Consider the following 13,553-nt stretch of genomic DNA (forward strand, 5'->3'; position numbering starts at 1 on the left):
AAAAATCATATTGTATATGTTCAAATTGCTGACAAAACCGTTATGGTTTTGTCTACTGTATTCTTGGGGGAGTTTGAGGTGCAACCTCATTAAAAATCATTTCTGGCGACATGTGCGGCAGAAATGACTTAAAATCTAAAGTTTCGACTTTGGAGGAACTTTATGATTTTTTCTTTGAAAATACTCAAAAATTACATCGCAAGATGTGATTTTTGGAGCTGTCGACAGGCTCGCAAATTTTTTATATACACCAATCCCAATAACCGTCCTTCATAGACGCATTTCCGACACTGTACTCAAGTTCGGGATTTTTCACGCTGACTTTCATACCCTCCGAAACGGAATTAACGATAAACGCATTACCGCCGATAGTCGTACCCTTACCGACAACCGTTTCACCGCCGAGAATAGTCGTGCCCGAATATATCGTAACGTTGTCACTGATAGTCGGATGACGTTTAACGCCCTTTAACTGCTGACCTTTTCTTGTCGAAAGTGCGCCTAAAGTAACGCCTTGATATATTTTTACATTATCGCCGATTTCGGTAGTTTCACCTATAACAATACCTGTACCGTGGTCTATAAAGAAATATTTGCCGACAGTCGCACCCGGGTGAATATCTATACCTGTTGTGCTGTGAGCATATTCCGTCATTATTCTCGGAATCATAGGCACGCCCAAAAGCCACAATTCGTGAGCAATTCTGTAAACAGTGATTGCAAATACTCCCGGATAACAGAAAATTATTTCATCTGTGCTGTATGCCGCAGGGTCACCGTCATACGCAGCTTGAATGTCTGTATTTAAGTATTCTCTTATTTTCGGTATTTTCTTTAAAAATTCAAAAACAACTTCTTCCGCTTTTTCCTCTGCCTGTGCCTTACTGCACTCTCTGCATACATCTTGATTTGCAAACGCGTTTGATACCTGTTTCTTCAAATGATACTGTATAAATTCCAGTCTTTCACCGACAAGAAACTTTAAGTATTCACTTCTGACCTTGTTGTTGTCAAAAAAGCCCGGAAAAAGCACTTTTCTTATTTCATCTATAATTTCTATAAGAATATCCTTGTTAAGCATATTCTCTTCGTCAATTCTCGCTGTAATGTCACATTCATTGTAGCTGTCTAAAATCACATTGACTAAATCTTCTACTTTATTCGCCATATGTAAACCTCCTTATGTACTATTTCATGTACTATTTTATGCACTGTTCCTATAGTCTATCACACATATCGAAAATTGTAAACTAAATTTCCGGTCTTGTCACCGCGTTGGGATTAACCTTATGTTCACCGATAAATTTCTCCATCCAAATCATATCATACCACTTGTCGAACTTGTAACCGCACTTTTTAAATGTACCGATAAGCCTAAACCCCATATGCTCGTGGAACTGCATACTGTTGTTTGTCAAATGCTCATCTTCATTGTCCGTATACGCAATACAAGCATACATATTAAGAATGTTTTGTTTCTTCAATCTTTTTTCAAGTTCAAGATACAACTTTTTGCCGTATCCGCCGCCTTTTTTGTCCTCTCTTACATATATAGTCGTTTCAACGCACCAATCATACGCTTTACGTCCTTTAAATCTTCCCGCATATGCATAACCGACAATTTCATCATCCTCCACCATAACAATGTAAGGATACTTTTTTGAAATATTTTCAATACGACTTCTAAACTCGTCTACAGACGGCGTTTCACATTCAAATGATATTGTTGTGTTTTCGACATACGGACGGTATATTTCAACCAACACTTCCGCGTCGGATAATTCAACATTTCTTATATAACTCATTCTCATTCTCCTCTAATCTCATAAACTACTAAAATTATATCACACTGTCATTTTACCGTCAATCCATTCTAAAATAAATTAATCGGATAATTCCAATATATCCCTGTAAAAACAAAAAACATCGTTTTTGCTTTGGAGATATGCAAAACCGATGTTTTTTCGATTGAAATATATAAAATTTTAATAAAATCTGATACAGTAATATTATCTCAAAAATTTAAAAAAGTAAACAGTTTACGACTAAGTGGTAGCTTAATCCGGAAACTTGGTAGCAAAAAATGTGACATTTTTACAAATGTCACATTTTTCGAGTTAATTCTGTTCAATTTTTTTCCTTTTGTAGTTCAACAATTTTATCTTACCCATAACCGCAAAAAGCAAAATATCAACGACGCTTATTGCCATTGTTTTTACCATTTCCGTCAAACCAAACGCACAAATTACACCAAATATTACAAGTGTAATACAAAGTACAATTCTCGCCCTTTTTCCGAAAACTTTAACTTCAATTTCTTCCAAAGGTTTGTTTATAGCCTCGATTGGCGAAATTGCAAAGAGTACCCCAATAGATAAAACGGTTGCGACTATGTATACGCCAAGGTTATACGGAAGATATTTAATAGCAAGCAAAACGCATATACACATCGTACTTGACGACAGATAGCAAGTCAAGGCTGTTTCACAATGAAATCCGCCCGTATACTTGCGAATGAACTTGTACATAAATACAAAAACAATTACCTGCGGTATCATTTTCATTATTATGCCTATTATAAGCATTGTCAAATCACTTACAATAACACTCATTACAAGGTCAAGTCCGTAAGTATATTCTTCCTGCTCCTCTTCTTTTATGTAACCTAATCTTATGGCATATGCCACAGCCCATTCCGAAAATTTACGAAACATAATCAGAACTTACGATACTTCTTAAGTCCTTTTGGTGCTTCAGGTTGACCGTTTAAAATAGTTGATGTTGAATTGCTGTTAATCACAAGCATCAACGCTGCACAAACAGGTACAAACTTGATTAATGTTGGAACTACTTTGTTTAGGAACTTTTTCATAATAAAACATCCTTTCTTATCTTTACGTTTACCTATATTCCTACAATCACATTATAACATTAAATGTCAACAATGTCAATATAATTTTCAAATGTTAATTTGTGAATTATTTATAGAAATAACGGTTCTAAACATCCCTTTAGCTTTGTCATACGACCAACTCATTTTCCCATCATATTTGCTTAATGAATTATTTATACTCTTAATACCGATTCCGTGAGAATTACCGTCATCTTTTCCGCTTCTAAGCATACCTTCTACAACTATCGGCTCTTTATCGGCATAATTTTCAACTTTAATAACACTAAATGCGTTATTAACTGTGTATAAATCAATAAATATATCTTTTCTTGCCGAGCTTGAGCAAGCCTCTATTGCATTGTTAATCAAATTAGAAAATATAGCAACAGTGTCCATTCCGTCGATAAAATCAAGTTTCGGATTGGTTGAAGTTATGTTTAGCTTAATCCCGTTTTCTTCACATTCTTTTTTCTTGCGAATAAGTAATATATTAAGAATATTATTGTCACTGTATTTTTCTATTTTTGAATCCTCACACTCTTTTTCAATCTTTCCTACATATTCTTGTGCTTTTTGGATATCTTCCGAAATTAAAGTTTTCAAAACATTTAGATGTTCTCTGAAATCATGATTCATTATTCTGCTGTGTTCATATTTTTCGTTTAATGTCTTGTATTCTTCTAATTCAATACAGTTTTTATAATTTTCATCTTCAAGTATTCTTATTCTTCTGTTTTTCGCAAGCATAAATTCGTTTAACGAAAAAGTAACAACATTTAAGGTTATTGCAATAATACAAACCGAAGTAAATATACGCTTGTCAATATTCAGCGGATAAACCATAATTAAACACACAAAAGTCATTATAGGAACTACAGCTAACAACAGAGAAGATTTTTCTGAGGAAATTACCTTTTTTCTGTCTACTCTTTTCATTAAAAATACCAATAAAAAGTATATCAATTTTCCCGCCACCGTTACAATCATTGACTGTTGAGGCGTGACTTCTAAAAAGCTTTTCTTGTCTAATCCCATTTTCATAGTAAACGTTACTATAATTTCACCCAAAAACATAAACATCAACAACATCATTGTTTGAAATATCGAGGTTTTAAAATTTATTCTATAACCCAAATTAAAAATCAAAAAATTGATTACTATAAAAACGCCCACATTAACAAATAATCGATTAAGCAGTGAAAAAGCAAATATAATTAAATACCCCACAAAGCACATCGCAGAGCTTATATAATAATTCTTTTTCGGTTGTAACGTCGAATTTGCAAAATATAACATTATTACAAATTCAAGTGCTATTCCAATTATCAATCCTGCATCTATTCTCATTTTTGTTCACCCATCCAATCTATAAAATATTTATTAAATTCCGTATATTTTCTTCGCGACATATGAATTTCATATTCATGATTTCCTATTCCGCATTTTACGTGCGACGGCGAATATGCTTTCACATAATTTAAGTTCACATAGTAACTTGCGTGCGACTCGTAGAAGAAATATGAATTTATCATATCTTTGACCGCTTTATACGGTCGGTCTATTACAAATTCTTCGTCTACCGTAACAATAGTAGTCTTTTTGTTCTCGGCACATATAAAAATAATTTTATTTATCGGTATATTCACAACATTTCTGTCGGTGTTGAATTCTATACATTTGTTATTGCTCTCCAACCGTTTCAATGCCGATTCTAACCCAAATTTCAGTTTTTCTTTCGACATAGGCTTTACCCAAAATCTGAACGCATACTCGTTCATAGCATAGTCCATATAAACCTCGTGATTGGTTACGAAAAATAACAGACATTCTTTGTTGACATTGTGAATGCTTTCCGCCGCCACAATTCCGTTGACTTCATCCATTTCCACATCTAAAAATACTAAATCGTATTGCCAAGCATTTTTAATAAGATTTTCGGGATTTTGGTATTTGTCCATTTTGTATGGTATTCTCATCTCTTTCAACGTTTCTTCAATCAGTGTTTTCTCATTGTCCAATACTAATTTATTGTCATCACAAATCGCTATATTTAATTTCATCATTTTCTTCATCACCAATTTTATTTATTTCATAAATATTTTATCCTATATTGTATTATTTTGTCAATATATTTCACTGTAAAAATAAAATTACCCTACACTTGACTTATGTTACTATTGTGTTATAATTCAAATGTAATCAATATTATTGTGAGGTTTTAAAATGATTAAAGAACTTGTACATGACCCAATATTTTTGGCATTAAAATCAGAACCGGCAACAGCCGCCGATTTACAAACCGCCCAAGACTTGCTTGAAACCTTAACCGCACATAAAGAAGTATGCGTAGGTATGGCGGCAAATATGATAGGCGTAAATAAAAGCATTATATGCTTTGATAATGACGGAAAATATATGATAATGCTAAATCCCGAAATAATTAAAAGGTCTGACCCATACGAAACGGAAGAAAGTTGTCTTTCCCTGCTCGGCGGCCCTCGTAAAATAAAAAGGTATAAGAAAATACGCGTGCAGTATCAGACACTTGATTTTAAAATAAGAACAAAAACTTTTGAAGGCTGGACAGCTCAAATCGTCCAACACGAAATCGACCACTGTAACGGTGTTTTGATATAATTTCAGAATTGCAAATCGACATAATGTGATTATTTTTGAAATATTTAAAGTAAATTCATAAAAAACTATTGACATATAGTCGATTGTGTAGTAAAATAATAAGGCAGTTTACTGATAGGGGTGTAGCTCAGTTGGTAGAGCAGCGGTCTCCAAAACCGCGTGCCCAAGGTTCGAGTCCTTGTACCCCTGCCAAAGAAAAGTCTTGAAAGCCTAGCATTTATGCGGGTTTCAAGACTTTTTTGTTTTTTAAATTTATTTTCACTTTGTCACTATTTTTCACTTTTTGGCACTATTTTTCGATTAAATTGTAATACAAATTGTAATACAGATTCTTGACTTTTCTCAAAAATCACGATTTTCACTCAAAATCGGCGATTTTTTATAAAAAAATTGAATTTCGTTAATATTGCACAAAACCGTTTTATCTCATTTGTGCAATATTAACCGACATATAAAAGAACAAAACTTTTTGTAAGAATATTATATCAGCCATTCGGAATAATATCAATTATATTTGATATTGTTCTTTTATTCTGTTAGCTACTCACATTACAGAAACGTCAGTATCGGTGCATATTTCATTTTCGTTGCGAATTTTCATGTACCGTTATTGTTATGTCAAACTGTTTTTCCTCCTGAGGGAGCAACTCCCATACTGCATTGTTCCGAAGTGCACGTGAAACTGAGTCATAATAGCCTGACGACGGTTCCCATGCACAATTATAATCGCCTCTGAAACCGCCAGCAGTTATCCAAAAGCCGAGATACGGGAGTACATTATTATCCCATTCTATATCTGCCTGTACATCCTTTCCCCTATAATCGATGCCACATTTACCCTCACTTACCGCTCCGCATATATAAAATTTTTCATATCCATTCGAACAAATTTCATCAGTTCCTATACTGTATCTATCGCCGAAAAATTTATGCATTTCTCTTTTGTTGTTTAATTTTTCATCACACAAAGCATTTTCAATTAAATCAGTTCCTTTTGGAAATATAATATGCATGTCTTCATATAAATCAAACAAACAGTGCATTGTATAGAAACACGGATATATATTCTCTGATATATTTTTTATTCTGTACTTCAATATAAGACTGTTTTTATTCAAGCTTATTCGTTTTTCAAAGAAATACACATCATTTTCTGAATATAATACAATATCCTCATTATCAATAAGCATATTCATTCTTGACGTCCAAATGTCACCATGATCATTATAAGTAATCTCTCTGCCCGAATATATAATTTTTTCAGCATCAATATTGGGAAAGGTATCATCAAATCCGGTTGCCGCATACTTTTCAAAGCTATCACCTTTTTGAGGAATATCTAAATTACTGTGTTTGGGTTGAAAAAGCAGTTCAAAATTTTTATTATTGAAATACAGCGATGATATATTTCCTCCACGTTGATAATCGACAATCACGCGTAATATTCCGTTATCTATTTTAATCTCACCGTTATTTACGCAAAAACCCTTATTTAACATATGAATTTATTCCTTTCACAATTTTCTCAAGATGTTCTATATCTCCCTCTGACAGCTTTCCGTTTTTATCAGGCGGCAAATTAATGACTACATTATTTTTTTGAGAAAATGCCCTGATACAATTTTGCACAGTTTGAGAAATATCCGTAAATTCTTTCTTTTCATATTCATCAGAGTTGAACCATGAAAATCCTTCGCGTGAGCATATTGTCATTTCAAACGGCAAATAATATTTTTCTCCTTTATATGTATATATTTTCGGATCGTTCTCTGAACACGGATACGGATCCCATAAACGAAAATCAGACGGAAACATTCTTATAGGATCACCTTCAATACAACGTTCCGGCATATAGCGTTCTTCAGGCTCGAGTGTATTTCTTCCGATAGTATGATTTATTCCTATCTGACATGACGGATTTATATTTTTTACCATATCATAGAGAATATCAAATTCCCATGCGTTTCCGGGTTTATCCCAACTTCCGTCGAGCCATAATTCGCATATATCACCATAATGGGTTAGTAGCTCATATATCTGCGTTCTCATATACGGTAAATATCCTTCTCTAAAATTCTCTTTATACAAAATTGAATTTCTATCCCATAGTGAATAATATATTCCCAATGAAATTCCGTACTTTTTACATGCTTTTGAAACCTCTGCGATAACATCTGTCATACAAGCCGTATTTTTCACACAATATTCCGTTGTATCGGTATTCCATATGCAAAACCCATCATGATGTTTGGCTGTTATTATCACATATTTCATACCGTTTTCAGCTGCCGTTTTCACCCATCCGTCACAATCAAGTGATGATGGATTATATAGCATTTTGTCTAATTGACCGTCCGACCATTCACAGTTTGCAAAAGTATTTATTCCAAAATGTATAAACATTCCAAACCTGCGTTCAATTTGTTTTAACTGATATTTATCCGGGCATATGCCGCTTTCCCTTGTAATCATAATAATTTCTGTTCCTTTCTTCTATAAAGACTTTAATTATACCGTCATCTGCTGAAAAATCAAAGTGTCCACAGCTAATGTTACAGCTATATTATATCGGTCATATTGTGCTCATTCAATAGAGAAAACTTTAATTATATATAGAAGTTTTTAATATTATTTTCACAGAGAGAATAAGAGATACTATTCGCAAATTATAAATAACACATCGATTATATCGGAATAAAAAAATCTCTTGCTGTTCAATAGGGGCTACATTAGCAAGAGATTTTTTTATTATCCGGCGGTTAAGGGGTTGGAAATGAGAGAGAATATTATTTTGAACCCTTATAATTCAGGGAGAATCCGCCGTTTTTATGAAAATGTGTTTAAAGAGTTTTTTCTCTTCGCTTATAATTTTAAATTATCGCTCCCCAAAAAACAAGACGAAAAATATCATTTTGTATGTGAAAAAAATATCTAAAACTACAAATAACAAATTATTCACCTGTATTCCGTATTCTTCTATATTGCTCTTAATTAGCCTTTTCTATATAATATTATTATAGAAATAATATTTAAGGAGGCTTGACCATGAACGTCAAAAAACTTGTATGCAGTATCATTAGTCTTTCCCTTCTCGTCAACTGCGGAATAGCAGCTTTACCGGTAAGTGCATCCGCCGTTGATACTGATACGGAGATTTATGTATCTCCCGACGGTAACGACTCAAATTCCGGCAGTTCCGAATCACCTTTTAAAACTCTTGAACGAGCTAAGGCCGAAGTTAGAGTGCATAACAGCAATATGTCCGGCAATATTATCGTCAATATTGCATCCGGTGTTTATTATATGGATAACACTCTTGAATTCACCCAAGCAGATTCCGGAACTAACGGTTTTAGTGTAATTTATCGTGGCATTACCGACGAGAACGGAAACAGTCCAATAGTCAGCGGAGGTGTTGATATTTCCGACAATTGGGAACTTTATGATGAATCGCTTAATATTTATAAGCATGAAAATATTGATTGGTCTTTCAGACAATTGTATACTAACAATGACCGCGCCATACGCGCAAGAGTTCCTAATCTGGAAAACAAGGAAACCGGAGGTCCTTACTTCCGTGCTTCAGGAGGGGATGGCTCATATCCGTTGTTTATAGGCACAAACAACGAATATGCTCAAAAGGCTGGAAATGATGCTGAAATAATATGGAATTCAAGTTGGAGTCAATTCCGTGCAAGAATAGAATCATACAATTCTTCTACCGGACGTGTTACTTTCAAAGCACCTGACAACAGTTTTGCATGGAATCACCACACACAGGGAGATACACCTTTTTATCTTGAAAACTCTCTCGCCTATCTGGACTCAGAGGGAGAATGGTATCTTGATAAAGACACTTCCACACTTTATTATAAGCCGCGCGAAGGCGAGATTATGAATAAAACCGAAATTATAGCTCCAAAACTTGAAACAATTATTGATATAAATGGCACCGATGAAAATAAGACAGAAAACATTACATTTGATGGCATACAATTTCTTCATTCCAATTGGCTCGCCCCGGACAGTTACGGATACTGTAGCGTGCAAGGTGGGTTCCGTTATCAAAGTGAAGGCGGCAAAGACAACAGTGCCATACGCGGAAGCGCACGCTATGACGCACCAAAATCAATGGTACAGCTTAGACACACAAAGAATATCAGCCTTATAAACAGTGAATTTTCTTTTTCCGGCAGTTGGGGAATTATGGGATATGAAGATACCGAGAATACATTTATAGATCATAATGTTTTCACTAAAAATGCCGGTGGAGGTGTTACTATGGGCATGGCAGGCAGAGAATGGGACGATCAAACCGAGAATGAGCAGCCGCGTACATATACCGATATGGATGGGCAAAGCCGCTATGACACCATTACCAATAATTATATCGACCATGTTGCATGCGAATATCAAGATATGGTTGGTATAGGCGCAATGCTTCCTCAGCACATGACTATCGCCAACAACGAAATCGGTTATCTCCCATATACTGGCATAAACATAGGCTGGAATTGGCTTGACACCGATCATGGAATGACCGCAAACAAGGTATATCAGAATTACATACATAATACTTGTATGCTTTTACAGGATGGCGGCGGCATTTATTCACTCGGTCGTATGAACGGCGACTCAAATTTCTATTATAATTACATTACAGATATAGAAATGAGCGAATGGGCTCCTCATAACAATCTGATGGGTATATATTTTGATAACGGCAGTTGCTATAAAAAAGCTCAATCAAATGTATTTGACAATACAGTATACTCATTTCAGGCATCTAACCCACCAAACCACGACAATATTTTTGATGGTAATTTTTATAACTGCCCCGGCGGTATCAGTAGCATAGGATCTTCTGCAAGCATTGATAATCGTCCGTTCACCTCAGACTCTGTTCCTGAAGCGGCACAAAGAATAATTGATCATGCCGGCATTGACAAAGAACCACTTGAAAATCCATCTTCAAGAGTCAACCTCGCATTTGGTAAACCCGTTTTTTCTTCTGAAAATGATGACATAAGTCCGGCTTCAAATGCCACAGACGGCAATCCATCAACATTATGGGAGCAAAACATTGTAAACAGACCTGATTCGTCAAAGGCTATCACGTCTCTCACGATCGATTTGGAAAACGAATATTCTATTGATGAAATTATGATTTCTTTCCAATACGGAAACCGCTCACGCTATAAAATAGAATATTCCTCAGACGGCAATTCATGGGATACATATGTTGATAAGCTATATGAATCACCTTCTTCCTCATCATCCGTATATGAAACAAAATCAAACGTCAGAGGAAGATATGTAAAACTTACCATGAACACCGAAGGCTGGGGTGCCGGTGTATATGAAATATACATATACAGCAACAGTGACAATGTACCTGCTTCTGCGAATATTACTCCTGACTCGGTTTCATATGATAAAAATCCGGTATGGAAACAGGCAATACAACTTACTTCATTAGAAAACGGAAGTTCGCTGACTTCACTCAGAAACGGCGACTATACACTTATTGCAGATAAGGATTACGAAAAGCATTGGAACAGTATAACATTAAACACATCATATCTTGACACGCTTACCGAAGGTATAAATATAATTCAAGCTGATTTTGACCACAGTCAACCAAAAAACATTACTATTAACGTTTCAGAAAACGACGAAATTACAAATATCGCTCTCGGCAAACCTGTTTATGCGTCTTCATATAATACTGATGAAAACCGATACGCTTCCTATCTTGTAGATGGTGATTCTTCAACACGTTGGGCACAGCAACAAGGAACAGCCGGTCAAACGTCAACAATTGACTTAGATTTAGAGGGCATTTATAATATAACAAAAACTTCTATTGATTTTGAACTTGACAGTGCCGGATACAATTATAAAATAGAGTATTCTATTGACGGCAACAACTATCAGACATTTGTCGACAAGCTGTCACAATCAACAGAAACCAGAAAAGTAATTGACAGCGGAAATATAAATGCTCGTTATTTGAAATTTACCGTAAATAATAACGAGTGGGGAGCCAGCATTTGGGAAATACAAGTCAAAGGCGCACCTGTAAACAACTGGTCAATTCTATCAGCTATATTCAAAAGCGGAACAAACGTTGCCGTTGGAGAAGGCAATCTAACTGTAAAAATCACAGAGCATAATAATGTTGAAGATGCCAACGTATACTGCGCAATTTACAACTCAGATGGTGTTCTTCAATCGACAGCGCTAAGTTCCGCTCCTGAATTCAGTGACAGCGAAACCGACAGAGTTGTATGCAAAGTAAAAATGCCTGAGGAAAAAGGAACTTATCTGCTCAAGGTTTTCTCATGGACATCCACTCAAACACCTGTAAGCAATGTATATTCAAAAAGTATTACAGTAAAATAGAGAAATATTGACACATCTTTTCAATTAGCACACATCAAGTAAATACCCCTTGTATATGATATGTACCCGCTTTACCTGTCTAAACAGGCTGGCGGGTACATATTATTATCCAAAAATGTTCAGCATATAAAAACACCGCATTTTGTATTATGCGGTGTTTTTTATATGCAATATTTTTATTTCTTTTCTTCTATTTCCCACGCTCTGCTCTCAAAATCCTTCTCATATTCCGGCAGATACAATCCGAAATTCATAAGGGTACGTCCTGTATATTCTTTGTTATCCACTATATATGTTTTTCCTTCGTCAAGTCCTTTTAATTTAAGTCGTCTGATTTCTGAATTCGGTTTTGCAAGTTTATTATAATAGAATACAACCGCCTTAGTCTTATCCTCAGACACATACATCCATGATGCGCTTCTGTTTTCAAATGGGTTAATAAGTCGATATAAATCTCCGAAACAAACTATACTGCGTATACGTTTATACTGTTTAATCTGCTCCGAAATATCATAACATTCATCATCTGTAAGTTTTGACAAATCAAATTCATAACCCATAACAGCACTCATAGCCACTTCCGAACGCAGTTTCATAGGTGTTGTACGTCCTACTTGATGATTCGGTACGTCCGATACATGTGCGCATATTGTACTTGACGGATAAACCATTCCGGCTCCGTACTGTATATACATTCTTTCCACTGCATCTGTATTATCGCTTCCCCAATTCTGCGGCATATAATACAATATTCCGGGATCGTTTCTTCCTGCACCGCCGCTGCAGCCCTCAAACAGAATATTCGGGAATGTTGAAACAAGATTTTCCATGAGTTTGTATACGCCAAGTATATATCTGTGCATAACTTCGCCTTGTCTGTTCGGTGGAAGTGCCGCCGAATTAGCATCACTTATGTTCCTGTTCATATCCCATTTTATATATTTAATATCTGCACTGCCAAGAACGGCTGTAAATACATCGGTAAGATATGCCACAACATCATCTCTGCCCATATCAAGCACATATTGATTTCTGCCTTCATGCATTTCTCTACCCTGTATTCTCAATGCCCAATCGGGATGTTTTCTGAACAAATCACTGTCTTCCGATATCATTTCAGGCTCAACCCAAAGTCCGAAACTCATCCCCAATTTGTCAACCTTTTCAGACAAACCTTTAAGAGAACCGGGAAGTTTGTCTGTGTTGACAAACCAATCTCCCAATGACGATTTATCATTATTACGTTTTCCGAACCAACCGTCGTCAAGAACGAAAAGTTCGATTCCAAGTTCCGATGCCTTTTTACATATGTTAATAAGTTTATCTTCGTTAAAATCAAAATATGTTGCTTCCCAATTGTTTATAAGTATAGGTCGTACCTTATCACGCCAAATGCCTCTGCATAAATTTCTGCGATACAGTCTATGAAATGTACGCGACATTTCGCCCAATCCGTTCTCTGAATATACCATTACCAACTCCGGCGTAATAAATTGTTCTCCCTTATTAAGTTTCCATTTGAAATTATGCGGATTTACTCCTGCCTGAAAACGCATTGTTCCGTAAGTTTCCGCTTCCAAAAGCATTTTGAAGTTTCCGCTGTAAACAAGAGAAAATC

General features: G+C 35.4%; 11 protein-coding genes and 1 tRNA gene. 3 read left to right on the top strand and 9 right to left on the bottom strand.

All coding sequences use genetic code 11. The features are described from left to right. Window positions 1-241 precede the first annotated feature (241 nt). The 6 genes from epsC to ACLTU0_RS03490 form a co-directional block, all read right to left on the bottom strand. Complete coding sequence (epsC, locus tag ACLTU0_RS03465) at window positions 242-1,168, bottom strand: serine O-acetyltransferase EpsC (RefSeq protein WP_147514984.1); 927 nt, start codon at window positions 1,166-1,168, stop codon at window positions 242-244. Window positions 1,169-1,250: 82 nt separating this feature from the next. Continuing rightward, window positions 1,251-1,805 carry an N-acetyltransferase family protein gene (locus ACLTU0_RS03470; RefSeq protein ID WP_412321410.1) on the bottom strand — a complete coding sequence of 185 codons (555 nt, stop codon included), beginning with the start codon at window positions 1,803-1,805 and terminating at the stop codon, window positions 1,251-1,253. A 312-nt stretch (window positions 1,806-2,117) separates the two neighbouring features. Further along, a complete protein-coding gene (locus ACLTU0_RS03475; protein ID WP_178402537.1) occupies window positions 2,118-2,714 on the bottom strand; it encodes an accessory gene regulator B family protein in 597 nt (198 codons plus the stop codon). Window positions 2,715-2,716: 2 nt separating this feature from the next. Next, window positions 2,717-2,872 (bottom strand): AgrD family cyclic lactone autoinducer peptide, encoded by a 156-nt coding sequence (locus tag ACLTU0_RS03480; RefSeq protein ID WP_178402536.1) that lies wholly within the window; start codon window positions 2,870-2,872, stop codon window positions 2,717-2,719. Between the two features lie 87 nt (window positions 2,873-2,959). Then, window positions 2,960-3,973, bottom strand: a complete 1,014-nt coding sequence (locus ACLTU0_RS03485) for a sensor histidine kinase (protein WP_412321411.1) — start codon at window positions 3,971-3,973, stop codon at window positions 2,960-2,962. A gap of 263 nt (window positions 3,974-4,236) precedes the next feature. Then, entirely contained in the window at window positions 4,237-4,956 is a 720-nt protein-coding gene (locus tag ACLTU0_RS03490; RefSeq protein ID WP_337869734.1) for a LytTR family DNA-binding domain-containing protein, read from the bottom strand. A 160-nt stretch (window positions 4,957-5,116) separates the two neighbouring features. On the opposite strand from ACLTU0_RS03490, the gene ACLTU0_RS03495 reads away from it, so the two are divergent. Both ACLTU0_RS03495 and ACLTU0_RS03500 read left to right on the top strand, forming a co-directional pair. After that, the gene (locus ACLTU0_RS03495; RefSeq protein WP_337869732.1) at window positions 5,117-5,530 is read left to right on the top strand and encodes a peptide deformylase; all 414 of its coding nucleotides are present in this window, start codon (window positions 5,117-5,119) and stop codon (window positions 5,528-5,530) included. 116 nt (window positions 5,531-5,646) lie between these two features. Continuing rightward, a tRNA-Trp gene (locus ACLTU0_RS03500) sits at window positions 5,647-5,722 on the top strand. Between the two features lie 386 nt (window positions 5,723-6,108). On the opposite strand, the gene ACLTU0_RS03505 is transcribed toward ACLTU0_RS03500, so the two are convergent. Then, complete coding sequence (locus ACLTU0_RS03505) at window positions 6,109-7,029, bottom strand: hypothetical protein (protein WP_412276329.1); 921 nt, start codon at window positions 7,027-7,029, stop codon at window positions 6,109-6,111. Continuing rightward, on the bottom strand, window positions 7,019-7,933 hold the full coding sequence (locus tag ACLTU0_RS03510; RefSeq protein WP_412321412.1) for an alpha-L-fucosidase: 915 nt from the start codon (window positions 7,931-7,933) through the stop codon (window positions 7,019-7,021). The genes ACLTU0_RS03505 and ACLTU0_RS03510 overlap by 11 nt, the downstream gene beginning before the upstream one ends. 642 nt (window positions 7,934-8,575) lie before the next feature. On the opposite strand from ACLTU0_RS03510, the gene ACLTU0_RS03515 reads away from it, so the two are divergent. After that, a complete protein-coding gene (locus ACLTU0_RS03515) occupies window positions 8,576-11,935 on the top strand; it encodes a discoidin domain-containing protein (RefSeq protein WP_412321413.1) in 3,360 nt (1,119 codons plus the stop codon). A gap of 176 nt (window positions 11,936-12,111) precedes the next feature. Here ACLTU0_RS03515 and ACLTU0_RS03520 read toward each other — a convergent pair. Then, window positions 12,112-13,553: alpha-galactosidase (locus ACLTU0_RS03520; RefSeq protein ID WP_412321414.1), on the bottom strand; the 1,442-nt coding region annotated here is incomplete at its 5' end.

Source organism: Hominilimicola sp., from assembly GCF_046972485.1.
Classification (GTDB): domain Bacteria; phylum Bacillota; class Clostridia; order UBA1381; family UBA1381; genus Hominilimicola; species Hominilimicola fabiformis.

What these genes read in the sequence shown, in the direction of transcription:
- epsC (WP_147514984.1), bottom strand. Translation starts at nt 1,168, where the DNA reads ATGGCGAATAAAGTAGAAGATTTAGTCAATGTGATTTTAGACAGCTAC.
- ACLTU0_RS03470 (WP_412321410.1), bottom strand. Translation starts at nt 1,805, where the DNA reads ATGAGTTATATAAGAAATGTTGAATTATCCGACGCGGAAGTGTTGGTT.
- ACLTU0_RS03475 (WP_178402537.1), bottom strand. Translation starts at nt 2,714, where the DNA reads ATGTTTCGTAAATTTTCGGAATGGGCTGTGGCATATGCCATAAGATTA.
- ACLTU0_RS03480 (WP_178402536.1), bottom strand. Translation starts at nt 2,872, where the DNA reads ATGAAAAAGTTCCTAAACAAAGTAGTTCCAACATTAATCAAGTTTGTA.
- ACLTU0_RS03485 (WP_412321411.1), bottom strand. Translation starts at nt 3,973, where the DNA reads ATGTTTATGTTTTTGGGTGAAATTATAGTAACGTTTACTATGAAAATG.
- ACLTU0_RS03490 (WP_337869734.1), bottom strand. Translation starts at nt 4,956, where the DNA reads ATGATGAAATTAAATATAGCGATTTGTGATGACAATAAATTAGTATTG.
- ACLTU0_RS03495 (WP_337869732.1), top strand. Translation starts at nt 5,117, where the DNA reads ATGATTAAAGAACTTGTACATGACCCAATATTTTTGGCATTAAAATCA.
- ACLTU0_RS03505 (WP_412276329.1), bottom strand. Translation starts at nt 7,029, where the DNA reads ATGTTAAATAAGGGTTTTTGCGTAAATAACGGTGAGATTAAAATAGAT.
- ACLTU0_RS03510 (WP_412321412.1), bottom strand. Translation starts at nt 7,933, where the DNA reads ATGTTTATACATTTTGGAATAAATACTTTTGCAAACTGTGAATGGTCG.
- ACLTU0_RS03515 (WP_412321413.1), top strand. Translation starts at nt 8,576, where the DNA reads ATGAACGTCAAAAAACTTGTATGCAGTATCATTAGTCTTTCCCTTCTC.